The sequence below is a fragment of the Sulfitobacter sp. AS59 genome (assembly GCF_038899995.1).
Lineage (GTDB): Bacteria > Pseudomonadota > Alphaproteobacteria > Rhodobacterales > Rhodobacteraceae > Sulfitobacter.
The window spans coordinates 440,535-463,849 of sequence record NZ_JBBMQK010000002.1; the positions used below are offsets into that span (position 1 = coordinate 440,535).

Genomic DNA, 23,315 nt, shown 5'->3' on the forward strand with positions numbered 1-23,315 from the left:
CCGTCTTGCCATCTGTCAAAGATCATTTGCACCAACCATGGCTTGCCCCAAGGTCAAGGCGCACAAGACACCCTGCCCTGCACAGGTCTTGACCGTTTGCCGCCACCAAGGCATCACGGCATCCATGTTGATATACAAAATCTTTCGTAGCGACGAATGGCAAACACTGCGCAACGCGGGCAAGACCCAAGGCGCGCCGATTGACGTGGCTGATGGCTATGTCCATTTCTCAACCGCGACCCAAGCCGCCGAAACGGCAGCGAAACATTTCGCGGGCGAGGATGGGTTATTTCTGCTTGCCGTAGAAACAGACCGGTTGGGTGACGCCCTGAAATGGGAGGTGTCGCGCGGCGGTGCCGAATTCCCCCATCTTTATCGCGATCTTTTATTGTCCGACGTCGCTTGGGCGCAACCTTTGCCCCTGCACGACGGTGCCCATCAGTTTCCGGCGGGGTTTGAAACAGCGTGACCAATTATCTGGACCCCGACCGCGCGCAATTTGATGCCTTCAAGGGGCTGGACCGCGACACGCCTTTGAACATGCTTAACCTTGTTCGATTGCGCGATGTTGCGGATTACCAAAGCGATCATGCGCTATCGGGCAAGGGGCTGAGCGGTGGCGAAGCTTATAAGAACTACGGTGCCGCAAGCGGCCCTGTGTTGGCTGACGTTGGTGGGTCCATCATCTGGCGTGGTCAGTTCGAGACGACCTTGATCGGCCCAAGCGACGAGGCATGGGATATCATGTTCATCGCCAACTATCCCAACGCCCATGCATTTTTGCAGATGATAACAGACCCCCGCTACAAGCAGGCCGTGATACACCGTCAGGCCGCTGTCATCACATCGCGGCTGATCCGCAGCGGACCGCTGCCCATAACGGATGAATTTGCATGAAACGTTTCGCGGAAACCATCGGCCTGCGCGCCCTGCGCCAGATCGACCCAGAGGCCGCGCATGGCCTCGCGATCTCGGCCTTGCGGATGGGGTTGGCACCTATGCCGGGGCCTGTCACCTCGGACCGGTTAAAAACCACATTGGCTGGAATGGCGCTGCCCAACCCCGTGGGTCTGGCGGCCGGATTTGATAAAAACGCGACCGCCATTGCGCCACTGTCAAAAGCGGGCTTTGGGTTTATCGAGGTCGGTGCCGCCACGCCCCTGCCCCAGCCCGGAAATGACAAACCCCGCCTGTTTCGCCTGACCGAAGACCGTGCCGCGATCAACCGCTTCGGGTTCAACAACGAAGGCATGGAAGCAATTTGCGCGCGTTTGCGTGACCGCGCGCCCGGCATTCCCGTGGGCCTGAACCTAGGGGCCAATAAAACCAGCACAGACCGCGCCGCCGATTTCGCGCGCGTCATGGAAGCCGCCCGCGACCACGTGGATTTTGCCACGGTCAATGTGTCGTCCCCCAACACGGAAAAGCTGCGCGACTTGCAGGGCAAGGCCGCGCTGGCCGCACTTTTGGCGGGTGTGATGGACGTGCGTGGGTCAACGCCCGTATTCCTGAAGATCGCACCTGACCTGACTGAAGCCGAAATCACGGACGTCGCCGATGTGGCCAATCAGGCCGGTGTCGCGGCGATCATTGCAACGAACACGACCCTAGACCGCGCCGGATTACACAGCCCGCACCGCGATGAAATGGGCGGGCTTTCGGGTGCGCCGTTGTTTGAGAAATCGACCCGCGTATTGGCCCGGTTATCGACACTGACCGACATTCCGCTGGTGGGCGTCGGTGGCATCGGATCGGCGCAAGACGCCTATGCCAAGATTTGCGCAGGCGCATCGGCCGTTCAGCTTTACACCGCCTTGGTTTACGGCGGCCTGTCGCTTGCCGCTGATATCGCGCGGGGGCTGGATCACCTGCTGGCCCGCGACGGTTTTGCATCGGTGGCCGATGCCGTGGGCACCAAACGCGAGGACTGGCTGTGATCACCATATGGCACAATCCGCGCTGCTCAAAGTCGCGACAGACTTTGGCACTGATCGAGACCGCCGGGGCTGAGGTCTCTGTTCGGCGTTACTTGGACAACCCACCCACAATGGCAGAGCTGGAAGCGGCTGCCACCGCGCTTGGCCTGCGCCCCATCGAGATGATGCGCAAAGGCGAGGCACGGTTCAAAGAGCTGGGGCTGAGCAAAGACAGCGAGGATGCGGTTTTGCTGCAAGCCATGGCTGAAAACCCAATCCTGATTGAACGCCCTATCGTCTTTAAGGGCGGCAAAGCCGTAATCGGCCGTCCGCCAGAAGCCGTAAATGCTTTGCTAGCGGGCTGAGGCGGAATTTTTCAAAAATTCCGGACCGTTTTCTTCAAAGAAAACGCGCTACGCCGCGGCCCGCTCAAGCGCCGGATAGCGCAACCCAAGCGTCACGCCGCGCGCGACAAAGCTGATCAACAGCGAAATCCATAGCCCGTGATTGCCCAGCATAGGCAGCAAAGCCGCCACGCAAACGCAATATACGGCGAATGAAACCACCATCATGTTACGCATGTCCCGCGACCGCGTGGCCCCGATGAAGATCCCGTCCAGCATCCATGACGCCCAGCCCAGAACCGGCACTGCTATGACGTAGGGTAGAAACGCCAATGCCTCGGCCCGGACCAATGGGGCCGTCGTCATCAAATTGATGACCGCGCCCCCAACAAGCGCAAATCCGACCGTCATTAGCACGCAGGCGAGCAAGCCCCAACCGCTGGTCAGCAGCGCACTGCGCCGCAGGATATCGCGTTGCTTGCGGCCCATGGCATTCCCGACCAGCGCCTCGGCCGCAAAGGCAAAGCCATCCAGCGCATAAGCGGTGATCATCAAGAATTGTAGCAACACCTGATTGGCCGCCAGCTTTACATCGCCAAGACCCGAGCCGAGAAATAGGAACGACACAAAGATCGCTTGCAGCAGCAAAGACCGGATCAGGATATCCCCGTTGATCTTCATCATATTAACCCAACGAGGGCCATCAAACACCTGCGGCCAGTCGCGCCATGCTGGCACGGCAAAGGCCGCGCGACAGAACCAAAGGCCCAATGCCGCCCCCGTCCATTCCGCAAGGAACGTGGCCAAGGCCACCCCTTCGACGCCCCAGTTGAGCCCTAGAACAAACCACAGGTCCAGCAGGATGTTCAGCCCGTTCATCCAGACCTGAATGACCAGCACCGCACGGGTGCGTTCTTGGGCAATCAGCCAGCCGGTGATGGCATAAATCGCAATCGCAGCAGGGGCCGACCAGATGCGGATCTGCATGTAGGACCGCGCTAGACCTTCGACCTCGGCACTGGCGGGCGACACCTGAAAGGACGCCCAGAATAGCGGGATCTGCAGCAGGATAACGACCAGCCCTGCCACGCCGCCGATCAGCAAGCCGCGAGTCAGTAGCGCCGCAACCTCGGCATCATCGCCATGGCCGGCGGCTTGGGCCGTCAACCCGACAGTCCCCATCCGCAGAAACCCGAATATCCAATACAGCGCTGACAGAATGATCGCACCAATGCCAACCGCACCGATTGGGGCCGCAAGGCCCATCTGCCCCACAACGCCCGTGTCCACTGCACCCAGTATCGGCACCGTCGCGTTAGAAATTACAATTGGAATGGCAATGTTCAAAACACGGCGGTGGGTCACCACTGCGCGTGCATCGGTTTTAGCCGAAACACCTACAGGATCATGGGCAGGCGAAGCCGGTTCAGCCACGATTGTGCGGCATCAGGAAATGCCCTGTCGCCTGTGCGAACAATTTGGCACGGTTGTCTTGCCATGCCTCGACATGAACCGATGCATAGCGACGCCCGGACCGGTTGATTGTCGCCCGTGCATAGGCGTCGCGCGGCAGACCAGAGCGTAGATAATCAACGGTGAAATCAATGGTTTTGGGCAAGCGTGGCATGTGTTCGCTGTCCATCTTGTCGACGTCCAGCGCGCCGGATTCAAGATCTTCCCAAAGGTAGCTCCAACTGAGGGTGATAATCGACGTCACCTCAAGAAACGACGCGGTGGCCCCCCCGTGAATCGCCTTGATGATTGGGTTGCCAATCAGCTTTTCCGAAAACGGCAGAATCGCGGTCAGCTCGTCCCCGCGACGGTCAAATTCAATGCCCAGAAAATTGATATAGGGCACGCCACTGACCAGCGCATTCAATGCGCCGTCCCGGCGCTTTTTGATGACCTGAACGGTCTCTGGCTTGGTACGTCCGCTCATCGTTTACCCTCTACTACAAAACTGCCTGTGGCTGTTGCCACCGGGCTTCCGTCTTCCTCGTCATGGGCGGTTGCGCGCACAAAGGCGACGGACCGCGTGACGTGATAGCATTCTGCGCGCGTGGTGATTTTCTGGCCCGGTTTGGCCGCCCGCAAATATTCGATACGCAGGTCAATCGTCGCGGTGCCGCCGGGGTTGCTGGGATGGCTCATCACCGCAGCGCCACAGCAGGTGTCCATCAGCGCCGATACCGCGCCGCCATGGATAACCCCGGTGCGCGGGTCCCCGACAAGCTTGGAGTCGTAAGGCATCGAAATAACCGCAACGCCATCGCTTAGGTCCTCTAGGGACATGTTCAGGGCCTCGCTAAAGGGCAAAGCTGAGATGAATTGTCCGGCGATCCGTGCTTTGTCTGACATTTGTCAGTCCCTTTTCATAAACCTTACGCATATATCAACCATCCGCGTCGCAAAGAGCAACCCCGCCTGTTGCGCTCGCCTCAGCTTGCGCTTAGTTTCCCGAACCAAGGAGAAAGCAATGTCCGAGAAACGCCTGACCTTTAAGGAGATGTGTGCCGAGTTCGATGTAACGCCGCGTACCTTGCGGTATTACGAGTATATCGAATTGCTGCATCCCGAACGCGATGGCCGGTCCCGCAGCTATGGGCCACGGGAAATTGCGCGTATGAAATTGATCATGCGGGGCCGCAAATTCGGCTATTCCCTTGAAGGAATCCGCCAATGGTTGCTGATCTATGAAAAAGAAGGCACCGAGGCGCAAATGCGCGCATGGGTCGTCAGCGCCGACCGGCAATTGCTAGAACTGGCGGACCAACGCGCCCAACTTGATGACGCAATAGACGAACTGCAACGTCTGCGCGACGAAACGGCAGATGCCCTAAAAGACATGTAGCCAGCAACACCGGGAAAAGGTCGCCCCTTAGCACCGGTATCACGCCAGCAGCATCAGTACTAACTCTCTCAAATCCGCTTGAAATTTGTGTCGCAAAATATGCGCACCCGTGTGAAATACTCTACACCGGTGGGTCTTTTGACGATCATTTTAAAAGTTGACGTTAATTTACCTTAGGTAAACTTAAAAGTGACGTGACGTACTACTACGTCAACCACACTGTCTGTTGTAATGCGTCCTCGAAACCCCCAAATCGGTCTCGAACGACCTATGATGCGAGAGTGGCAGCGACAGATGAACACCACAACAATGACCATCCGCGAGATGTGCGACACATTTGATGTGACCCCGCGAACATTGCGCTTTTACGAGGCGAAGGAACTGCTGTTTCCCGAACGCCACGGGCAAAAACGTCTTTTCACCAAACGCGACCGCGCGCGGTTGAAACTGATCATCCGCGGCAAGCGCTTTGGCTTTAGCCTGGAAGAAATCCGTCAGTTGCTTGACCTGTATCACATGGGTGACCAGCAACAGACACAACTGGCCCGCACCTATGACATCGCCCGCGATCGGCTTGCCGATCTTGAGGCACAGCGCGACGAAATCAACGAAGCCATCGACGATTTGCGCAACCAGCTAAAATGGGGTGAAAAGATGATCGCCTCAATCAACAGCCCGCGCAAAGCGGCAGAATAAACAGCAAAACCAACAGATACTCAGACATCCGCCCAAGGGAGAAACCAACATGCCTAGCTACACAGCCCCCATCAAAGACATGCAATTCGTGCTTCACGACGTGCTAAAGGTCACCGAGCAGACCATCCCAGGCTATGACGAGCTTGAGGCCGATTTCACCTCGGCTATTCTTGAGGAAGCAGGCAAGCTGACCTCGGAAGTGCTGGCCCCGCTGAACGCCGTGGGCGACAAAGAAGGCTGTCGTCTGGAAAATGGCGTGATTTATACGCCAACCGGTTTTAAAGACGCCTTTGCCAAGGTCAAAGAAGGCGGCTGGCCCGGTCTGGACATGCCAGAACAATATGGTGGCCAAAATATGCCCTACGTCATGGGCACCGCCGTGGGCGAAATGTTCTCGGCCTCCAACCAAGCATTCACCATGTATCAGGGCCTAACCCACGGCGCGGCCTCTGCAATTCTGGCCCACGGGTCCGACGCGCAAAAGGACACCTACCTGCCGAACATGGTCTCGTGCGAATGGACCGGCACCATGAACCTGACCGAACCGCATTGCGGCACCGATCTGGGCCTGATGCGCACCAAAGCAGCCCCCCAAGAAGACGGCAGCTATAAAATCTCGGGCCAGAAAATCTTTATCTCCTCCGGCGACCACGACATGGCCGATAACATCATCCACCTTGTGCTCGCCAAAATCGAAGGCGGCCCCGAAGGTATCAAAGGCGTGTCGCTGTTCATCGTTCCCAAGTTCATGGTGAACGAAGACGGCTCCCTTGGTGATCGCAACAGCCTTTCCGTCGGTTCCATCGAAGAGAAAATGGGCATCCACGGCAACTCCACCTGCGTCATGAACTATGACGGCGCTGTCGGCTATCTGCTGGGTGAAGAGCATAAAGGCATGCGCGCCATGTTCACGATGATGAACGAAGCCCGCGTTGGCGTTGGTATGCAAGGGTTGGCACAGGCCGACGTGGCTTACCAAAACGCGCTGGACTACGCCAAGGACCGCCTGCAAGGCCGCGCCGTGACTGGGACCGAAAACCCCAATGGTCCGGCTGATCCGCTGATCGTTCACCCCGATATCCGCCGCAGCCTGATGGATCAAAAATCCTTTGTAGAAGGTGCACGCGCCTTCATCCTTTGGGGTGCAAACCTGATCGATGCCGCACACCGCTCAAACGATAAAGACGCCGACGGGCTGGTGTCCCTGATGACGCCAGTGATCAAGGGCTTCTTGACCGATGTCGGTTATGACATGACGGTGAAAGCGCAGCAGGTTTACGGTGGCCACGGCTATATCGAAGAATGGGGCATGTCCCAGTTCACCCGCGATGCCCGGATTGCGATGATCTATGAGGGTGCCAATGGCGTCCAAGCGCTTGACCTTGTGGGCCGCAAACTGGCGCAAGACGGTGGCAAGCACGTGATGGCGTTCTTTGATATGCTCAAGACCTTTATCAAGGAAAACGCAGGCCAAGACGCCGAATTCGACGCGGCCTATCTTGAGCCACTAAAAGCCGCGAGCAAGGACCTGCAAGCAGCTGGCATGTATTTCATGCAAAACGGCATGAAAAACCCCAACAACGCCTTGGCTGGCTCGACAGACTTCATGCACATGTTTGGGCAGGTATGCTTGGGCTACATGTGGGCGAAAATGGGTCTGGCCGCGAAAAAGGCGCTTGCAGAAGGCACAGGCGATGCCGCCTTCTATGAGACCAAACTGGCCACCGGTCGCTATTATATGGCGCGCCAATTGCCAGCCACCGCCCTGCACCTGACCCGCATCCAAACCGGCGCGGATACGGTGATGGCGCTGGACGCGGCAAACTTCTAAGCTACCCGAGGTGGGGGCAACCCCACCTCATGCTTTTTGAAAGGTTCCCGATGCCCAAACGCTTTCGCCTTACCCGCCGTTTCCCCGTCGCCATGACCGAAGACGGTTACAGACGGCTCAAAAAATTCTCGGCCAAGGCGGGATTGGACGAAGGCGAAGCGCTGTCGTTTCTGTTTGAAAACTTCAACAGCGTGATGAACGAGGAAAACCTGACAGCACGCCTTCGGCTCTTTAACGCCGAAATAGATGATCGTAAAAAATAACGGCAAATAGGATGATACCGACCCTTCGGGGAGAGTTTACTTGGCAAAATGAAACGGGCGGAAAGGCCCTGCCTCAACCTTAGTTTAAACCAAGCAAGAGACAGGGTTTCACTTTGCACGCTGCTCAGCTCTCCAGCCTGCGGCGCGTCTGTTTGATAAAAGATAGCCACTAAGAAGATATTAAAATTGAAACCTTTTGATTTCATTTTGCCAAATAAACTCCACGGGGGTGTGGGGGTGTGAAACCCCCACGTCGACCAGAGAGACAGAAAACGACCTTAGGGAGGTTCAAATGACCATCAAATTGCATTGCTTCGGAGAAAGCGGAAACGCTTACAAAGCGGCCCTTGCGCTGGAACTGTCAGGCCTTGCCTGGGAACCGGTCAAAGTCGATTTCTTTGGGGGTGAAACGCGCACGCCGGACTATCGCAACACCACAAACGTGATGGGCGAGGCACCTGTGATGATCGACGGCGATATCCGCCTGACCCAATCCGGCGTGATCCAAGACTACGTGTCCGAGAAATCCGGCAAGTTTAGTGGGAAGGATTCCACGGAACGCCGCGAGATTTTGCGGTGGGTGCTGTGGGATAATCACAAGCTCAGCTCAATTGCCGGCATGACCCGTTTTCTGATGAATTTCCTACCCGCAGACAAGCAACCCAAAGAAGTTATCGGCTTTATGCAGGGGCGTCTGGCCGCTGCTTATGCCGTGCTTAACGATCACCTTGAGGGGCGCAACTGGATCGTGGGCGACGGGATCACCAACGCCGATCTCAGCTGCTGCGGCTATCTGTATTACCCTGAACCTTTCGGCTTCAACCGCAAGGATTGGCCCAATATCGACGCGTGGCTTACGCGTCTGAGCGAAACACCGGGCTGGAAAGCCCCGTATGACCTGATGCCCGGCAGCCCCGCTGACCGTGCTTGACTTAAAGGGAGACACCTAATGACCGAAGCCTATATTTATGACGCATTGCGCACCCCGCGCGGCAAGGGCCGCAAAGACGGCGCGCTGCACGAACTGACATCGCTGCGCCTGTCCGCGCTGACGCTGAACGCACTCAAAGACCGCAACAACCTTGAGGGTCACGCGGTCGAGGACGTGATCTGGGGCAACGTGACTCAAGTGATGGAACAGGGCGGTTGTCTTGCGCGCTCTGCCGTATTGGCGTCCGATCTGGATGAACGCATTCCAGGCCTTGCGATCAACCGTTTCTGTGCGTCCGGTATGGAAGCCGTTAACCTCGCCGCAAACCAAATCAAAGGCGGTGCCGGCATGGCCTATATCGCCGGTGGTGTTGAGATGATGGGCCGCGTGCCGATGGGCAGCGATGGTGCCGCGATTGCCGTTGATCCAACATTGGCAATGGAAAAGTACTTCGTGCCGCAAGGTATTTCGGCTGACATTATCGCCACTGAATACGGGTTCACCCGCGAAGAAGCCGACCAACTGGCCGTGAAATCCCAGCAACGCGCAAAAATGGCTTGGGACGAAGGCCGCTTTGCCAAATCCGTCATCGATATCAAGGATCAGAACGGCCTGTCGATCCTGAGCCACGATGAATACATGCGCCCCCAGACAGATATGCAGTCGCTTGGCTCGTTGAACCCTGCATTCCAGCAGATGGGCGAAGTCATGCCCGGTTTCGACAAGATCGCGCTGATGAAGTACCCGCATCTTGAGAAAATCAACCACATCCACCACGCGGGTAACTCCTCGGGTATTGTTGATGGTGCGGCGGCTGTGCTGATCGGCAACAAGGAATTCGGCGAGAAATACGGCCTCAAGCCGCGCGCCCGTATCCGCGCCACTGCCAAAATCGGCACCGATCCAACGATCATGCTGACCGGCCCCGTGCCCGTGACCGAGAAAATCCTTGCCGACAACGGTATGAAGATCGGCGACATTGATCTGTTCGAGGTTAACGAAGCATTCGCAGCTGTTGTGATGCGCTTCATGCAAGCGTTCGACGTCGACGACAGCAAGGTGAACGTCAACGGCGGCTCCATCGCGATGGGTCACCCCTTGGGTGCAACCGGTGCCATGATTATCGGCGCATTGCTGGACGAACTTGAGCGGTCCGACAAAGAAGTCGGCATGGCCACGCTTTGCATCGCATCCGGCATGGGTGCCGCCACAATAATCGAGCGGGTCTAATGGGCGATCAACCCCATCCGTTCCACGCTGTCGCCGAATTGGCGACAAGACGTGGGCTGAAAGATCTGAAGATCAAAGAAGAACGCGGCGGTGCCTATGTGCGCCTGTATCAGAACACGCCGCCGCTGTTCTTTAAGCATCGCAATGATCCCAGCGACAGCTTTGACCGTGAGAGTTTCAACGACTTCAAACGGATATTGCTAAGCGAAGAGGATTGCGCCGAAGGCCCAGAGGCCACGATTGCTTTGATCCGATCACTGCTTGAAAAATTCGCTGATTACACACCTCAGCGCTCGTAACACACTCCAAATCAGGGAGAGATAAATGACCGATTTCACAATGACCAAGGACGCCGACGGCGTCGCCATCATCACCTGGGACGTTCCCGGTAAATCCATGAACGTCATGTCGATCGAAGGGCTGTCCGAACTGGACGCGATCATCGACACCGTATTGTCCGACGACAGCATCAAGGGTGCCGTTGTGACATCCGGCAAGGTAGGATCGTTCGCGGGTGGCATGGACCTGAACCTGCTGGCCAAAATGCGCGAAGACGCAGGCGACGATCCGGCCCAAGGCCTGTTCGACGGCACCATGAAAATGCATGCCCTGCTGCGCAAGATCGAACGCGCAGGGATGGACCCGAAAACCAACAAGGGCGGCAAACCGATTGCGTCTGCCCTGCCAGGCACTGCCGCTGGTATCGGTCTGGAACTGCCATTGGCCACGCACCGCATTTTTGTCGCGGACAACCCCAAGGCGCGTATCGGCCTGCCCGAAATCATGGTTGGCATTTTCCCGGGTGCGGGCGGCACAACGCGTCTGACACGCAAGCTGGGCGCGATGGGTGCTTCGCCGTTCTTGCTTGAAGGCAAGATGGTTGCCCCTGCTGCGGCGAAATCTGCAGGCCTGATCGACGAGGTTGTGGCCGATCCGGTTGCAGCAGCGAAAGAGTGGGTTTTGAATGCCAAGGACGCGGATATTCTGAAACCATGGGATGCCAAGGGCTATAAAATGCCCGGCGGCGCGCCCTATCACCCTGCCGGTTTCATGACCTTTGTCGGTGCCAATGCCATGGTCAACGGCAAGACCCAAGGCGCGTTTCCCGCAGCCAAAGCGCTGTTGAGTGCAGTCTATGAAGGTGCATTGGTCCCCTTCGATACAGCGCTCAAGATCGAAGCGCGTTGGTTCACCAACATCCTGATGAACCCGTCGTCATCCGCCATGATCCAGTCGCTGTTCCTGAACAAGGAAGCATTGGAAAAAGGTGCGGTACGTCCCGAAGGTGTGCCAGACCAACGCGTAAAAAAACTGGGCGTTTTGGGCGCGGGCATGATGGGTGCAGGCATTACGCTGGTATCGGTTCAGGCCGGTATCGAAGTGGTGTTGATCGACCAGACCCAAGAAGCCGCGGACAAGGGCAAAGCCTATTCCGCCAGCTTCTTTGACAAGGGCATCGCACGTCGCAAATCCACCGAAGAGAAAAAGCAGGCCGCATTGGAGCTGATCACCGCGACCACCGATCTGGACGCGTTGAAAGGCTGCGATCTGATCATCGAAGCGGTGTTCGAAGACCCTGCCGTCAAGGCCGAGATGACCAAAAAGGTCGAAGCCGTGATCCCCGAGGATTGCATCTTTGCCTCCAACACCTCGACCCTGCCGATCACCGAACTGGCCAAAGCGTCAAGCCGCGCGGATCAGTTCATCGGTATCCACTTCTTCTCTCCGGTAGAGAAAATGCTGCTGGTCGAGATCATCAAAGGCAAGGAAACCGGTGATCGTGCCGTGGCCAAGTCGCTCGATTATGTGCGCCAGATCCGCAAGACGCCCATCGTGGTGAACGACGCGCGGTTCTTCTATGCCAACCGCTGCATCATCCCTTATGCCAACGAAGGCGCGCGGATGATCACCGAAGGTGTCGCACCACAATTGGTGGATCACGCGGCACAATTGCTGGGCTTCCCTGTTGGGCCCGTGCAACTGACCGATGAGACATCCATTGATCTGGGGGCCAAGATTGCCCGCGCGACCAAGGCTGCGATGGGTAATGCCTATCCTGCGTCCCAAGCGGACGATCTGATTTTCTGGATGGAAGATCTGGGCCGTCTGGGTCGCAAGGCCAAGGCTGGTTTCTTCGATTATGATGAAAAGGGCAAGCGTCAGGGCTATTGGAAGGGGATGCACGACAAGTTCCCACTGGCCGAAACCCAGCCTGATCTGCGCGATGTGCAGGACCGTCTGATGTTCGTTCAAGTGCTTGAAGCTGTGCGCGCGTTGGAAGAAGGCGTGCTGGAAGACATCCGCGAAGGCGATGTTGGCGCGATCCTTGGTTGGGGCTTTGCGCCTTGGTCCGGCGGTCCGTTCAGCTGGCTCGACATCATCGGCGCACCTTATGCCGCCGAGCGCTGTGATCAGCTGCAAGCCAAGTTTGGCGATCGTTTCGAATGCCCTGCCCTGCTGCGCGAGATGGCAGACAAAGGTCAGACATTCTATGGCCGCTTCGGACCGGATGCCAAAGCCGCCTGATCGGCAGCACATCTAAATGACATACGGCCAGCAGGTGACTGCTGGCCGTTTTTGCATCTATCGCACTGGTTCGGTGGCTGCAGTTAATCCGTATCCCCGAAGCGGTAGCCAAACCGCGCAATATCGGCCGCACAAATCCGCGCCACGATCTGCGAAAGCGCTTCCGTATAATAGCTTTGATATGCGGCATCGCGGTCAGAGGCATTTTCATTCGGCAGCGTTAATTCGAACCCCAGATGATCAAAAAGGGGCTGGGCATCCTGCGCAAAATGCTCAAGCCGGATGAACAGATTACCCTGATCATCCCCTGCGCCGTCTTGCAGATAGCTGCCATAGGGTGCGTTTTGCAGGCTGGCTTGCAATGCGGGTGTTTCAAGGAATGCGGCGAAACTGGTTTGCTGCGCAAGCCGGACCATGGGGTGATCAAAGGACTGCCCGCGCAGCCAGTGATAATAGCTTACGATCCGGTCCCACGGATTGCGCACCAAGGTGAAACAGAACATTTGCGCAATCTCTTCGCGCGTCACCACCCCCTCAATATCGGCCAGCGTCGAATGCTTCCACAGCCGCCCTGCCGCCTGCGCGTCCTTCATCCGCTTCCGACGCTTCAGCGCTTTGGGCGTGTCGCCCAGCATGATGTCATCCTTCATGGCGCGCGCTTCTAGCGCCAGCGCCAGCGACGTGCCGCCGGTTTTGGGGATGTGCACAAAGATGTAATTGCGGCCACGGCTGATGATCATCGCACGGGCCTTTGCGCGCCTATCGCGGCCCGCTGTGCAACGTCATCTTTTGGTTCGCTGTGTTTCATACTTTTAACTTTACGCAACTGGCGCAATACTCAAGCAGAAAAACCGCAAGGCCAAAGGATACATCATGGGTTGGATGACAAACGAAGACGGATTGGAAAAGTGCCGCGCCAATTATGTGCCGCTTAGCCCGCTGTCGCACCTGCAACGCGCGGCCCATGTGTTTCCCGATGTAGTGGCTGTGTCCTATGGCCCGCATCGCACGACCTATGCCCAGTATCACGCCAGATGCACCCGCTTGGCATCAGCGCTGGCGGATATGGGTGTGGTGCCCGGCGACGTGGTATCGACCATTTTGCCCAATATCCCCGCCCAAGCCGAAGCGCATTTTGGCGTGCCCGCCTGCGGTGCCGTCTTGAACACCATCAACACCCGTTTGGACGTCGATACCGTCGCCTATATCCTTGACCATGGTGAGGCTAAAGTCGCGCTAGTTGATACCCAGTTTATAGAACTGGCCGAAGCCGCCTGTGCCGCGCTGGACACGCCACCGACCCTGATCGAAGTCCCGGATACGCATGCCGGTTTCCCCGCGACCGGACGACACCCGACCTATGAGGATCTGCTGACAAAGGGCGATCCTGCCTATGCGTGGATCATGCCCCAAGACGAATGGGAAAGCCTTGCCTTGAACTATACGTCCGGCACCACGGGCCGGCCCAAGGGCGTCGTTTACCATCACCGCGGCGCGTATCTGATGACCATGGGCACCGTTGTCAGCTGGCGTATGGTGATGCGTCCGGTCTTTATGCAGATTGTGCCGCTGTTTCATTGCAACGGCTGGAACCATGCGTGGATGATGCCCCTGCTGGGCGGTACCTTGGTCTGCTGTCGCGACATCACCGCCGGCGTCATCTACGACGCGATCGCAGTCGAAGGCGTGACACATTTCGGTGGCGCGCCGATTGTGTTGAACATGATTGTTAACGCGCCCGACAGCGAACGCCGTGCGTTCGATCACGTTGTCGAAGTCTTTACCGCCGGTGCGCCCCCCGCCCCCGCGACCCTGAGCAAGATCGAGGCATTGGGGTTCAACGTCACCCAGGTTTACGGCCTGACCGAAACCTATGGCCATGTCACCGAATGCCTGTGGAGCGATGAGTGGGATGCGCTGCAAGGCGAAGACCGCGCAGCCGTGAAAGCCCGCCAAGGCGTGCCGATGCCCATGATGGAGGACATCACGGTGTTGAACCCCGACATGACCCAAGTCACCAAAGACGGGGCCACCCAAGGGGAGATTATGATCCGTGGGAATTCCGTGATGAAAGGGTATTTCAAAAACCCCGAAGCCACGAAAGAAGCGTTTGAAGGCGGCTATTTCCATTCGGGCGATTTGGCGGTGCAACATCCGAACGGCTATATGCAGATCGCCGACCGCGCCAAGGATATCATCATCTCGGGCGGTGAAAACATATCCTCGGTCGAGATCGAAGGTGTGCTTATGGGGCACCCGGATGTGAACCTAGCCGCCGTCGTCGCCAAGCCGGATGACAAATGGGGCGAGGTGCCTTGCGCTTTTGTTGAGCTGAAACCCGGCCAAACCGGGGACGAGGCTGCGATGATCGCCTTTGCCCGCAAAACATTGGCGGGGTTCAAAGCCCCCAAAAAGGTCGTGTTCCAAGATCTGCCAAAGACATCGACCGGCAAAATCCAGAAATTCGAACTGCGCAAGAAAGCGGCCACGCTTTAACGTTTTGCCTGCGTATCGCAGCAATGCGCTGTTCGGCCGGGCCCAAGTGGTCGCCGGTCCCATAAACCTGTTTGAAATTCCTTGGAACAAACGGCGACCGCGCTGGTTGTCTCCCTGTAACGAAGGGCGCTCGCGGACGAAGGTTCGCTGCCTGATAATTCAGTAACAGACACTTTTAACGAGTGACGGAAAGCGAATAACATGACACGGATTTCGAAACTTACCCTAAGCACTGCAATCTTGGCTGGCACGATGTTTGGCGGCGCGGCCTTGGCTGCGGATAACGAAACAGTGGATCATACAGAGGTCGGATCGCTGAGCTGTGATGTTGGCGACGGTAGCGGTTTCATCGTAGGCTCAAGCCGCGAACTGACCTGTATCTTTAACCCTGTTGAAGAAGGTCAAGCAGACGAAAAATACGTCGGCGAGATCAACCGCTGGGGTCTGGATATCGGCGAGACGCACAACGGCCAAATGTCTTGGCTTGTTCTGGCACCAACCGAATCCGAATATAGCGAAGGTGGCTTGAACGGCTCGTACAAAGGCGTATCTGCCGAAGCGACATTCGGTGTTGGCCTTGGTGCAAACGTCATGACCGGTGGTTCGGAAAACACATTGGCCCTGCAGCCAGTAAGCGTGAACACGCAAAACGGCATGAACCTTGCCGTAGGTGTGGGCGAGATCAACCTGACACGCGTCGAAGGCTAACCCCTTCGGAAATCTTAAGAGAAAAGGGTGGCGTCGTGCCACCCTTTTTTCGTTCTAGGGCGCCGCGCCTAGACGTTTTTCAAAGCGCCACGCATTAATTACTTGAGGCCCCTCTTCGGTTTCGACCTCATACGGTACTGTCGCGGCCAGAACCCAGCCGGATTTTTCATAGAAACGTGCCGCGCGTTTGTTGCCCACCAGACAGGCCAGCCACTTTAACCCGGTGCCAAGCGCAGTCTCCGCTTCTGCCATTAACGCGCGCGCGACGCCTGACCCTTGGAAATCCGGCGCGACATAGAACTGATACAGCTCGTTACCCTCGATCATAAAGAACCCGGCCATTTGGCCATCAATCCACGCGACCTGCGTCTGCTGCACATGCGCCTTGGTCCGCGTCAAAAACTCGTCTGCCGTGCGCTGCTGGGTCAGGGATTTCGGTGCCGCAGCGCCATGCCCCTGCATCCATCCCTCGCGCCACAACGCCGCAATCGCCGGGACGTCGGCAGATACCGCAGTTTTTACATCCATTAAGTTGATCTCCTGCGCGATTGGACCATGCTGACCCGCGCAGCCCATTGCTCAAGTCTTATCAGATGCTAAAGTACAGTAAAATAACTAGGCAGTATATCACAGCTCATGACGGCCCTAACGAAATACGCGCGCATCGAAGCGACGGGCCTTTGGCGTGCCGATCCCAAAGATCAACGCCGCGAGGTTATCGTGTCGATCGGGGACGCGACGTTGGTGATTTCCGACATGAAGGACCAAGCCATCGCGCATTGGTCGCTGGCCGCTGTCGCCCGCGCAAACCCCGGCATCCGGCCTGCGATATTTCACCCCGACGGCGACCCCGCCGAAACGCTTGAAATCGCAGACACCCACAGCGAGATGATTGAGGCCATTGAAACCCTGCGCCGCGCCGTTGAACGCGGCCGCCCGCACCCCGGTCGCTTGCGCCTGATCGGCGTGTTGGGGTCGATCCTAACGGTCGTTGCCTTGGCCCTGTTCTGGCTGCCCGGTGCAATGCAGGATCACACGCTGAAAGTGGTGCCAAAGGTGAAACGTGCCTCGATCGGGACTGCGCTGCTGCGCCAGATCGAACGGGTTTCCGGGGTGGCCTGCAATAATCCGCGTGGCCGTGTCGCTTTGGCCAAGCTTGGCACGCGCCTGTCAGCCGGGCCATTGACCGTCTTGCCCGCCATGACCCGTGACAGCATCCACCTGCCCGGCGGGTTGATCGTGCTGAACAAAACGATGTTCGAAGATTATGAATCCCCCGATGTTGCGGCCGGTTTCATCCTCTCCGAGGTGGTCAAACGTGCGCAAAGCGACCCGTTGCGCGATATGCTGGCTGATCTGAGTTTGCGCGAAAACTTCCGCCTGCTCACGACCGGTGAAATATCCGAACCGGCACTTAAAAGCTATGCCGAGATACTGATGGCCGCGCGGGATACCCCTGCGCCGGTGGATCAACTGCTGGCGCGGTTCAACGAAGAACGCCTGCACAGCACCCCATATGCAGAAGCACTTGATATCACCGGCGAGACCACATTGGCCTTGATCGAGGGCGACCCCATGGCAGGCCAAGATACATCCCCCTTGATCAACGATGCCGATTGGCTGCGCCTGCAAAACATCTGCGGCGGATAAAGGAACCTCATGCTGGATACGAGCCTACGCATTGCCCTGTCACCTGTGTTGCTGATGCAGGCCGCCATGGTGCGCGCCCGTGCCCTGCAACTGCCCGAGGCAAGCGGACCCAGAGAAGGCACAATCGGCAGCGGCCCTGCATTGTCGGTGTTAATACTGGGCGATTCATCTGCGGCTGGCGTCGGCGTCTCGCATCAAGATCAAGCGCTTGCAGGTCAATTATCCCAACAGCTGTCACAGGATTTCACCCTCAACTGGCGCTTGATTGCAAAAACCGGCGCGACGACCGCCAGCACCCTTAAACATCTTGAGGGCCAAGCCCCATACCCCGTCGATATTGTTGTGACGGCCTTGGGCGTGAATGATGTCACCCATGCTGTCCCCTTCAAGGCTTGGCAACAACGCCAACAGGCATTGCGGGCGCGGATCAACCAGCTTTTTGCGCCGCGTCTTGTGTATATGACAGGCGTGCCACCGCTGGGTCTTTTCCCGATCCTGCCACAGCCCTTGCGCTGGACATTGGGCAGGCAGGCGGACCGCTTTAACGCGGCTTTAGCCACAACACTCGCCGCTGAAAAACGCTGGCATCACATCGGGTTTGACCTACCGTTGGACCCGACGCAAATGGCGGCTGACCGTTTTCACCCCGGTCCTGAAATCTATGCGATTTGGGCAAAAGAAATGGCCAGCCGGATCAACACCGACTGGCCACTTGTCTCAAATCAGACCTAAGCCCTAGCGGATATAGGCGTCGCCATACCCGCTGCCGCGCAGCTTTCCCAATGCCTGAGGCGCTGATGCTTTGGCAAATGGCCCTGCCTGAACCGATAGATAGGTCTTGCCGCCGCGCACCGACTTACCGATGCGCGCGCCCATGCCCATGCCCGCAATACGCTTGGCCGCCCGCTGCGCATTGGCCGTATTTTGAAAGACACCCACCTGCACATAAGCACTGGCACCACTACGCGTTGGCACCGTGGCAGCGGTATCAGGCTTGGCAGCGGAGCGACTGGAATAGGTTGGCCTGCGCACGGCAGAGGCCACACCCCGGTTTCGCACGACCCGCTTGACCACCACACCATTGCGCGTGGACAATGTTACCTTCCCCATCTCAAGGCGTTGCTGATCAATCGACGTATAGGGGTAAATCAACGGCATTTTCGCCGTCACATCCTGCCCCGTGTACTGGTTGATCAAGCGGCGCGGCACGGTGTTGGTCCACATCAAATTCATCTGCGCCCGACCGGCAAGCGTTTGCTCGGCCCGCTTGGGATTCAAACGATCGTCGTCCCAAACCGGTTTGTACCCTGTCGGGACCTGTACGGTGTTGTAGGTGTTGATGCGGTTCACCGCGACATGTTTGGGGACGATGCGGGTGTTCGGGGTCACCGTCACAGTACCTGCGCGCATTTTGCGCTGCGATGTCTTGTGCGTCCCGTGGGGCGGTACAGGTGCAATCCGCTCTGTCTGGGGGCCGCATCGCACGGGCATTTTGGCACCGGCCATATACCGCTGCGCAAGGGGCGATCTGTCAGGACAGACCCTAGCAGTCTCAGGGGGTGCCGACGCTACAACAACCGGACGTGCCGCGGTTTGGCGCACCACTGTCGGCGCTGTCTGCCGAACAACAGGCGCGGCGCGGCGGATTTTGGGAACGGGGCGCGGTTTCACGGCGACGGGGGTCGCCTGCGTGGACGGCGCATTTAGCGCGATCTGGGCGACACCTGTCGCTTGCGGCGTGGGCGACGCCATAGCAGTGCCAACATTCGTCGGTTTAAACCCACAGACGCCAGCGCGCTTGCGCGTCACACGCGGCACCCATGTCACATTCCCATCAATGCCAGCACGGATGAAAACACAGCCGGCACTGTCCACATATTGCTTGCCCTTATAGGAAGCCGGAGGAAACTCTTTGGGTTGCTCCCGAAAGGACTGGGCCTGCACTGCGCCGATGCTGACAGTTCCGAAAACGATAGCGATTGCGACAACATTTCTAAACTTCATCCGCGCCCCCAAACACAACATATAGTTTAAATAATGCGTCATCCCCTAGTCAGAGTAAAGCTCCCTATAGCGGCCGCACCACATTTACGTCATTATTTCGTGCCGAACATCCGGTCCCCTGCATCACCAAGCCCGGGTACGATATAGCCCAATTCGTTCAACTTCTCATCTACTGCAGCCGTCACAATCGGCACATCAGGGTGGGCTTCTTGCATGCGCTTGATGCCCTCAGGTGCCGCCAACAGGCACAAGAACCGGATATTGGTGGCACCCGCTTCCTTCAACATGTCAATGGCCGCGACAGATGAATTGCCCGTGGCCAACATCGGGTCCACCGCAATCACCAACCGGTCATCCATGCCTTCGGGCACCTTGAAATAGTATTTAACAGGCTTCAGCGTCTCTTCATCGCGGTACAACCCGACAAACCCAACACGCGCCGACGGGATCAGCTCAAGAACGCCGTCCAACAAACCATTGCCCGCCCGCAGGATCGATATCAACGCCAGCTTCTTACCGTCCAGCGTGGGCGCATCCATCGGCTGCATCGGTGTGTCGATCCGCTTTGTGGTCATCGGCAAGCCGCGCGTCACTTCATAAGCCAAAAGCTGGCTAATCTCGCGCAGCAATTGACGGAACACGGCTGTCGGCGTTTCCTTGTCACGCATGATGGTCAGCTTGTGCTGCACCAGCGGATGGTTCACCACGGTAAGATGTTCAGATGTATCGGGCATAGCTGCGCTCTCCATTTTGCTTGCCCAGACTCTTGCCTTGAAATGCCACGACCCGCAACCACAGCGCGGCCCTCTGGGTTCATTTTGCCAAATAAACTCCGGGGGAATCGTGGCCTGCCACGATGGGGGCTGGCCCCCTTCCAACGCTAGTCTGGTATGTTCACGCCCAAATGCTTTGCCACCAAAGCTGCGACATCCGTGAACCCGATTACCCCCAAATGCCCTTGGCCAAGACCGTCCACCAGGACCGGCACGCGTTCCCGGGTGTGGTCGGTTCCCACCCAGGTCGGATCATTCCCATGATCGGCTGTGAGAACCAGAATGTCCCCGTCGCGCAGTTTCGACCTGATCTTGCCAATCTCGACGTCAAACCACTCCAGCGCCCGCGCATAGCCCGACACGTCGCGCCGATGGCCATAAAGGCTGTCAAACTCGACAAAATTGGCAAAGGTCAGGCTGCCATCCACCGCACGGTCGACCAGATCCGCCAGATGCCGCATCAAGGTTTCGTCTGGCCCTTTGCGCAATTCGTCGAAACCCGACATCGAAAAAATATCGCCGATCTTACCAACCGCATAGACGCGCTGCCCTGCATCCTGAACCCAATTGCTCAGCACAGGTGCAGGCAGCTCAATGGCAAAGTCGCGGCGATTGGCGGTGCGTGTAAATCCGGTCTCGGCGTCGCCAATAAAGGGGCGCGCAATCACCCGCCCAACCTTCATCTCATGGGCAATCGGCGCAACCTTTGCACAAAGCTCAATCAGCCGATCCAGGCCGAAATGCTCCTCATGCGCCGCGATCTGCAAAACGCTATCCGCCGAGGTATAGCAAATCGGATAGCCGCTCCTGATATGCTCGACACCGCATTCTTGGATGATGGCAGTGCCGGACGCATGGCGATTGCCCAATATTCCGTCGACACCGGCCAGCGCTGCCAATTGCGCCACCAACTCAGGTGAAAACGAATTGCTGGTATCCTCAAAGTAGTGCCACTCCCAAGGGACCACCAAACCGGCAAGCTCCCAATGGCCCGACGGCGTATCCTTACCGCGCGACACCTCCGTCGCGGCTCCCCAGGTTCCGGTGACCTCTCCGGCCAAACTTTCCACCTCAAGCCCGCTGGCCAGCTTGGTCGCGGCCCCCAAACCCAATGATACAAGATTGGGCAGCTTTAAGGGGCCAGACCGCCCCTCTTCTGCGCGACCATCGGCACAGGCCTGCGCAATATGTCCAAGGGTGTTGGACCCGGCATCGGGCACGGAACCGTTGAAAAACGCATCAGCGTCTGGCGCGCCGCCAATGCCAACCGAATCCATCACCACCAAAAATACACGTGCCATCAGCCTACCCGCTCAAGAATGAGATCGGGTGATGCAACAAGCTTGTCCGACAGCGTAATAGCCCTGCGCACGGCTTTAGCCGCTTTTTCAGCATCCTCTGACCGGACGGCGTGAATGACGGCCAAAGGATCGCCCTTGGCCACTTTCGTCCCCAGCCGCACCACTTCTGACAGCCCCACGGCTGTGTTGATCTGGTCGGTTTCCAACATACGTCCACCGCCAAGCGCCACCACAGCCATGCCCAACGCCTCGCCGTCTATCGCCGACACATAACCGGCCTGCGGCGCAGGGATTGCGACTATGATCGTGGCCTCAGGCAAAAACCGGGTCCAGTTTTCTACAAACGGCACAGGCCCGCCCATTTCGGCGATCATCTTTCCAAAGCGCTCGGCTGCGCGGCCGTCTCGAATGGCGCTGCAAATGGCGTCCGCGCCCTTTTCGACGTCGTCGGCAAGGCCTGCGTTGGCCAACAAAACGCCGCCCAAAGCCGCACAGACAGAAACAATCGGGCCTTCGGTTTGACCCGTCAGCACCTGCATCACCTCAGCCACCTCCAGCGCGTTGCCAAGGCTTGGCACCAAGGGCTGGCTCATATCGCTGATGATCGCTGTCGTCTTGCAGCCGCTGGCATTGGCGGTCTTGGTCAGGGCATTGGCCAACATCTGCGCCTGCTCAATATCTTTCATGAACGCGCCACTGCCAACTTTGACGTCCAGCACCAGACCCTGCAAACCTGCCGCCAGCTTCTTTGACAAAATCGATGCCGTGATCAAATCCATGCTGTCGACGGTCGAAGTCACGTCGCGCACCGCGTATAGCCGTTTGTCCGCAGGCGCGATGTCGCCCGTGGCTCCGACAATCGCGCAACCGGTCCGGTCAATGATCTGCCGTAACTGCGCCTCGTCCATCTGAGTCGATACGCCCGGAATGGCCTCCATCTTGTCCAGCGTGCCACCGGTATGGCCCAGCCCACGCCCCGAAATCATCGGCACATAAGCACCGCAAGCCGCCAAAGCCGGGGCCAGTATCAGGCTGACACAATCGCCCACGCCGCCGGTGGAATGCTTGTCCAACACCGGCCCGTCTAAATCCCATGACAGAACCTGACCACTGTCGCGCATCGCAAGGGTCAGCGCCACACGGCCCGCATCGCTCAAGCCGACCTGACAGACCCCCATAGCAAAGGCGCCCGCCTGCGCATCACTGACGCGCCCATCGGCCAAAGCCCGCGCAAACCACACCAATTCGTCATGATCGGGCGACTGCTGGTGCCGCAGCTTGCCTAGAATTCCACGCGCATCCATGGGTTATGTTTCCATATGGGCGCGACCGAATGCGCCCGGCAGCAACTCAGACAGCGACATGACCTCTTCCACACCTGAAAGCGTGGCCATGGTGACGCGCGCGTCGCCCTTGCCAAATTCTGCCAGCTTTTGCCGGCAGCCGCCGCAGGGCGTGATCGGCATCGGGCTGCCTGCAATCACATAGGCTTCGGTAAACTCTGTCTCGCCGGCAGCCACCATTGCCGCGATTGCCCCTGCTTCAGCGCAAGTCCCTTCGGGATAGGCGACATTCTCGACATTGCAGCCCACATAAAGCGCACCGGAACGCCCGCGCAGCGCCGCGCCCACTTTGAAATTTGAATAGGGCGCATAGGCATTTGCCTGAACTGCGCTGGCTTTATCTCTTAGATCTTGTGTCATCGGGCCTCCGTTCACGAAAGTATAAAAAGCTTTGTTCAAAGTTGCGATGGCAAAAGAATAAAAACCTTTCCCGTTCATTTTGCCAAAAAAAC

26 protein-coding genes are annotated in these 23,315 nt (G+C 57.8%); 16 read left to right on the top strand and 10 right to left on the bottom strand.

Translation table 11 applies throughout. The features are described 5' to 3' along the window. Positions 1–124 precede the first annotated feature (124 nt). Genes WNY39_RS06405 through arsC form a run of 4 tightly spaced genes read left to right on the top strand, consistent with a single transcriptional unit; the run spans position 125 to position 2,281 of the window. Complete coding sequence (locus tag WNY39_RS06405; protein WP_342844800.1) at positions 125–469, top strand: DUF952 domain-containing protein; 345 nt, start codon at positions 125–127, stop codon at positions 467–469. Next, the gene (locus tag WNY39_RS06410) at positions 466–897 is read left to right on the top strand and encodes a DUF1330 domain-containing protein (RefSeq protein ID WP_342844801.1); all 432 of its coding nucleotides are present in this window, start codon (positions 466–468) and stop codon (positions 895–897) included. Before WNY39_RS06405 ends, WNY39_RS06410 begins: the two co-directional genes overlap by 4 nt. Beyond that, the gene (locus WNY39_RS06415) at positions 894–1,937 is read left to right on the top strand and encodes a quinone-dependent dihydroorotate dehydrogenase (RefSeq protein WP_342844802.1); all 1,044 of its coding nucleotides are present in this window, start codon (positions 894–896) and stop codon (positions 1,935–1,937) included. The genes WNY39_RS06410 and WNY39_RS06415 overlap by 4 nt, the downstream gene beginning before the upstream one ends. Next, entirely contained in the window at positions 1,934–2,281 is a 348-nt protein-coding gene (gene arsC, locus WNY39_RS06420) for an arsenate reductase (glutaredoxin) (protein WP_342844803.1), read from the top strand. The genes WNY39_RS06415 and arsC overlap by 4 nt, the downstream gene beginning before the upstream one ends. Before the next feature lie 48 nt (positions 2,282–2,329). Here arsC and WNY39_RS06425 read toward each other — a convergent pair whose 3' ends face one another. From WNY39_RS06425 to WNY39_RS06435, 3 genes are read right to left on the bottom strand one after another with little or no spacing between them, the layout of a single operon-like run. After that, a complete protein-coding gene (locus WNY39_RS06425) occupies positions 2,330–3,628 on the bottom strand; it encodes an MATE family efflux transporter (RefSeq protein ID WP_342844956.1) in 1,299 nt (432 codons plus the stop codon). Positions 3,629–3,686: 58 nt separating this feature from the next. Continuing rightward, positions 3,687–4,199 (bottom strand): PaaI family thioesterase, encoded by a 513-nt coding sequence (locus tag WNY39_RS06430; RefSeq protein WP_341234010.1) that lies wholly within the window; start codon positions 4,197–4,199, stop codon positions 3,687–3,689. Continuing rightward, on the bottom strand, positions 4,196–4,618 hold the full coding sequence (locus tag WNY39_RS06435; protein WP_341234009.1) for a PaaI family thioesterase: 423 nt from the start codon (positions 4,616–4,618) through the stop codon (positions 4,196–4,198). Before WNY39_RS06435 ends, WNY39_RS06430 begins: the two co-directional genes overlap by 4 nt. A gap of 118 nt (positions 4,619–4,736) precedes the next feature. On the opposite strand from WNY39_RS06435, the gene WNY39_RS06440 reads away from it, so the two are divergent. From WNY39_RS06440 to WNY39_RS06475, 8 genes are all read left to right on the top strand, one after another. Then, entirely contained in the window at positions 4,737–5,111 is a 375-nt protein-coding gene (locus WNY39_RS06440; protein WP_342844804.1) for a MerR family DNA-binding transcriptional regulator, read from the top strand. Between the two features lie 294 nt (positions 5,112–5,405). After that, complete coding sequence (locus WNY39_RS06445; RefSeq protein ID WP_341234007.1) at positions 5,406–5,807, top strand: MerR family DNA-binding transcriptional regulator; 402 nt, start codon at positions 5,406–5,408, stop codon at positions 5,805–5,807. Positions 5,808–5,856: 49 nt separating this feature from the next. Next, positions 5,857–7,638 carry an acyl-CoA dehydrogenase C-terminal domain-containing protein gene (locus WNY39_RS06450; RefSeq protein WP_341234006.1) on the top strand — a complete coding sequence of 594 codons (1,782 nt, stop codon included), beginning with the start codon at positions 5,857–5,859 and terminating at the stop codon, positions 7,636–7,638. A gap of 50 nt (positions 7,639–7,688) precedes the next feature. Further along, the gene (locus WNY39_RS06455; protein WP_342844805.1) at positions 7,689–7,901 is read left to right on the top strand and encodes a hypothetical protein; all 213 of its coding nucleotides are present in this window, start codon (positions 7,689–7,691) and stop codon (positions 7,899–7,901) included. Positions 7,902–8,193: 292 nt separating this feature from the next. Continuing rightward, positions 8,194–8,832: a glutathione S-transferase gene (locus WNY39_RS06460; protein WP_342844806.1), complete on the top strand. Its 639-nt coding sequence runs from the start codon at positions 8,194–8,196 to the stop codon at positions 8,830–8,832. Positions 8,833–8,850: 18 nt separating this feature from the next. Continuing rightward, a complete protein-coding gene (locus tag WNY39_RS06465; protein WP_342844807.1) occupies positions 8,851–10,062 on the top strand; it encodes an acetyl-CoA C-acetyltransferase in 1,212 nt (403 codons plus the stop codon). Then, positions 10,062–10,361, top strand: a complete 300-nt coding sequence (locus WNY39_RS06470) for an acetyl-CoA acetyltransferase (protein WP_342844808.1) — start codon at positions 10,062–10,064, stop codon at positions 10,359–10,361. The genes WNY39_RS06465 and WNY39_RS06470 overlap by 1 nt, the downstream gene beginning before the upstream one ends. Before the next feature lie 25 nt (positions 10,362–10,386). Further along, positions 10,387–12,588, top strand: a complete 2,202-nt coding sequence (locus tag WNY39_RS06475; RefSeq protein WP_342844809.1) for a 3-hydroxyacyl-CoA dehydrogenase NAD-binding domain-containing protein — start codon at positions 10,387–10,389, stop codon at positions 12,586–12,588. A gap of 83 nt (positions 12,589–12,671) precedes the next feature. On the opposite strand, the gene WNY39_RS06480 is transcribed toward WNY39_RS06475, so the two are convergent. Further along, a complete protein-coding gene (locus tag WNY39_RS06480) occupies positions 12,672–13,328 on the bottom strand; it encodes a sulfotransferase family 2 domain-containing protein (protein ID WP_342844810.1) in 657 nt (218 codons plus the stop codon). A gap of 133 nt (positions 13,329–13,461) precedes the next feature. Between WNY39_RS06480 and WNY39_RS06485 the strand changes: the two genes are divergently transcribed. Further along, positions 13,462–15,084 carry an AMP-binding protein gene (locus WNY39_RS06485; protein ID WP_342844811.1) on the top strand — a complete coding sequence of 541 codons (1,623 nt, stop codon included), beginning with the start codon at positions 13,462–13,464 and terminating at the stop codon, positions 15,082–15,084. Positions 15,085–15,285: 201 nt separating this feature from the next. Further along, the gene (locus WNY39_RS06490; RefSeq protein ID WP_342844812.1) at positions 15,286–15,792 is read left to right on the top strand and encodes a DUF992 domain-containing protein; all 507 of its coding nucleotides are present in this window, start codon (positions 15,286–15,288) and stop codon (positions 15,790–15,792) included. A gap of 54 nt (positions 15,793–15,846) precedes the next feature. Here WNY39_RS06490 and WNY39_RS06495 read toward each other — a convergent pair whose 3' ends face one another. Beyond that, positions 15,847–16,320 carry a GNAT family N-acetyltransferase gene (locus WNY39_RS06495; protein ID WP_342844813.1) on the bottom strand — a complete coding sequence of 158 codons (474 nt, stop codon included), beginning with the start codon at positions 16,318–16,320 and terminating at the stop codon, positions 15,847–15,849. Between the two features lie 108 nt (positions 16,321–16,428). On the opposite strand from WNY39_RS06495, the gene WNY39_RS06500 reads away from it, so the two are divergent. Together WNY39_RS06500 and WNY39_RS06505 are read left to right on the top strand one after the other, a co-directional pair. After that, complete coding sequence (locus WNY39_RS06500) at positions 16,429–17,442, top strand: hypothetical protein (protein ID WP_342844814.1); 1,014 nt, start codon at positions 16,429–16,431, stop codon at positions 17,440–17,442. Between the two features lie 9 nt (positions 17,443–17,451). Beyond that, complete coding sequence (locus WNY39_RS06505; protein ID WP_342844815.1) at positions 17,452–18,174, top strand: SGNH/GDSL hydrolase family protein; 723 nt, start codon at positions 17,452–17,454, stop codon at positions 18,172–18,174. Positions 18,175–18,177: 3 nt separating this feature from the next. Here WNY39_RS06505 and WNY39_RS06510 read toward each other — a convergent pair whose 3' ends face one another. From WNY39_RS06510 to WNY39_RS06530, 5 genes are all read right to left on the bottom strand, one after another. Continuing rightward, positions 18,178–19,446, bottom strand: a complete 1,269-nt coding sequence (locus WNY39_RS06510; RefSeq protein WP_342844816.1) for an SPOR domain-containing protein — start codon at positions 19,444–19,446, stop codon at positions 18,178–18,180. Between the two features lie 92 nt (positions 19,447–19,538). Further along, positions 19,539–20,180, bottom strand: coding sequence for a uracil phosphoribosyltransferase (gene upp, locus WNY39_RS06515; protein ID WP_341233994.1), 642 nt, complete (start codon positions 20,178–20,180; stop codon positions 19,539–19,541). A 146-nt stretch (positions 20,181–20,326) separates the two neighbouring features. After that, positions 20,327–21,520, bottom strand: a complete 1,194-nt coding sequence (locus tag WNY39_RS06520) for a phosphopentomutase (protein ID WP_342844817.1) — start codon at positions 21,518–21,520, stop codon at positions 20,327–20,329. Further along, positions 21,520–22,824, bottom strand: coding sequence for a thymidine phosphorylase (locus tag WNY39_RS06525; protein WP_342844818.1), 1,305 nt, complete (start codon positions 22,822–22,824; stop codon positions 21,520–21,522). The genes WNY39_RS06520 and WNY39_RS06525 overlap by 1 nt, the downstream gene beginning before the upstream one ends. Positions 22,825–22,827: 3 nt before the next feature. Next, positions 22,828–23,223 (bottom strand): cytidine deaminase, encoded by a 396-nt coding sequence (locus WNY39_RS06530; protein WP_342844819.1) that lies wholly within the window; start codon positions 23,221–23,223, stop codon positions 22,828–22,830. Positions 23,224–23,315: the final 92 nt, after the last annotated feature.

What these genes read in the sequence shown, in the direction of transcription:
- WNY39_RS06405 (WP_342844800.1), top strand. Translation starts at nt 125, where the DNA reads ATGTTGATATACAAAATCTTTCGTAGCGACGAATGGCAAACACTGCGC.
- WNY39_RS06415 (WP_342844802.1), top strand. Translation starts at nt 894, where the DNA reads ATGAAACGTTTCGCGGAAACCATCGGCCTGCGCGCCCTGCGCCAGATC.
- WNY39_RS06430 (WP_341234010.1), bottom strand. Translation starts at nt 4,199, where the DNA reads ATGAGCGGACGTACCAAGCCAGAGACCGTTCAGGTCATCAAAAAGCGC.
- WNY39_RS06435 (WP_341234009.1), bottom strand. Translation starts at nt 4,618, where the DNA reads ATGTCAGACAAAGCACGGATCGCCGGACAATTCATCTCAGCTTTGCCC.
- WNY39_RS06440 (WP_342844804.1), top strand. Translation starts at nt 4,737, where the DNA reads ATGTCCGAGAAACGCCTGACCTTTAAGGAGATGTGTGCCGAGTTCGAT.
- WNY39_RS06445 (WP_341234007.1), top strand. Translation starts at nt 5,406, where the DNA reads ATGAACACCACAACAATGACCATCCGCGAGATGTGCGACACATTTGAT.
- WNY39_RS06450 (WP_341234006.1), top strand. Translation starts at nt 5,857, where the DNA reads ATGCCTAGCTACACAGCCCCCATCAAAGACATGCAATTCGTGCTTCAC.
- WNY39_RS06455 (WP_342844805.1), top strand. Translation starts at nt 7,689, where the DNA reads ATGCCCAAACGCTTTCGCCTTACCCGCCGTTTCCCCGTCGCCATGACC.
- WNY39_RS06460 (WP_342844806.1), top strand. Translation starts at nt 8,194, where the DNA reads ATGACCATCAAATTGCATTGCTTCGGAGAAAGCGGAAACGCTTACAAA.
- WNY39_RS06465 (WP_342844807.1), top strand. Translation starts at nt 8,851, where the DNA reads ATGACCGAAGCCTATATTTATGACGCATTGCGCACCCCGCGCGGCAAG.
- WNY39_RS06470 (WP_342844808.1), top strand. Translation starts at nt 10,062, where the DNA reads ATGGGCGATCAACCCCATCCGTTCCACGCTGTCGCCGAATTGGCGACA.
- WNY39_RS06475 (WP_342844809.1), top strand. Translation starts at nt 10,387, where the DNA reads ATGACCGATTTCACAATGACCAAGGACGCCGACGGCGTCGCCATCATC.
- WNY39_RS06480 (WP_342844810.1), bottom strand. Translation starts at nt 13,328, where the DNA reads ATGATCATCAGCCGTGGCCGCAATTACATCTTTGTGCACATCCCCAAA.
- WNY39_RS06485 (WP_342844811.1), top strand. Translation starts at nt 13,462, where the DNA reads ATGGGTTGGATGACAAACGAAGACGGATTGGAAAAGTGCCGCGCCAAT.
- WNY39_RS06490 (WP_342844812.1), top strand. Translation starts at nt 15,286, where the DNA reads ATGACACGGATTTCGAAACTTACCCTAAGCACTGCAATCTTGGCTGGC.
- WNY39_RS06495 (WP_342844813.1), bottom strand. Translation starts at nt 16,320, where the DNA reads ATGGATGTAAAAACTGCGGTATCTGCCGACGTCCCGGCGATTGCGGCG.
- WNY39_RS06500 (WP_342844814.1), top strand. Translation starts at nt 16,429, where the DNA reads ATGACGGCCCTAACGAAATACGCGCGCATCGAAGCGACGGGCCTTTGG.
- WNY39_RS06505 (WP_342844815.1), top strand. Translation starts at nt 17,452, where the DNA reads ATGCTGGATACGAGCCTACGCATTGCCCTGTCACCTGTGTTGCTGATG.
- WNY39_RS06510 (WP_342844816.1), bottom strand. Translation starts at nt 19,446, where the DNA reads ATGAAGTTTAGAAATGTTGTCGCAATCGCTATCGTTTTCGGAACTGTC.
- upp (WP_341233994.1), bottom strand. Translation starts at nt 20,180, where the DNA reads ATGCCCGATACATCTGAACATCTTACCGTGGTGAACCATCCGCTGGTG.
- WNY39_RS06520 (WP_342844817.1), bottom strand. Translation starts at nt 21,520, where the DNA reads ATGGCACGTGTATTTTTGGTGGTGATGGATTCGGTTGGCATTGGCGGC.
- WNY39_RS06525 (WP_342844818.1), bottom strand. Translation starts at nt 22,824, where the DNA reads ATGGATGCGCGTGGAATTCTAGGCAAGCTGCGGCACCAGCAGTCGCCC.
- WNY39_RS06530 (WP_342844819.1), bottom strand. Translation starts at nt 23,223, where the DNA reads ATGACACAAGATCTAAGAGATAAAGCCAGCGCAGTTCAGGCAAATGCC.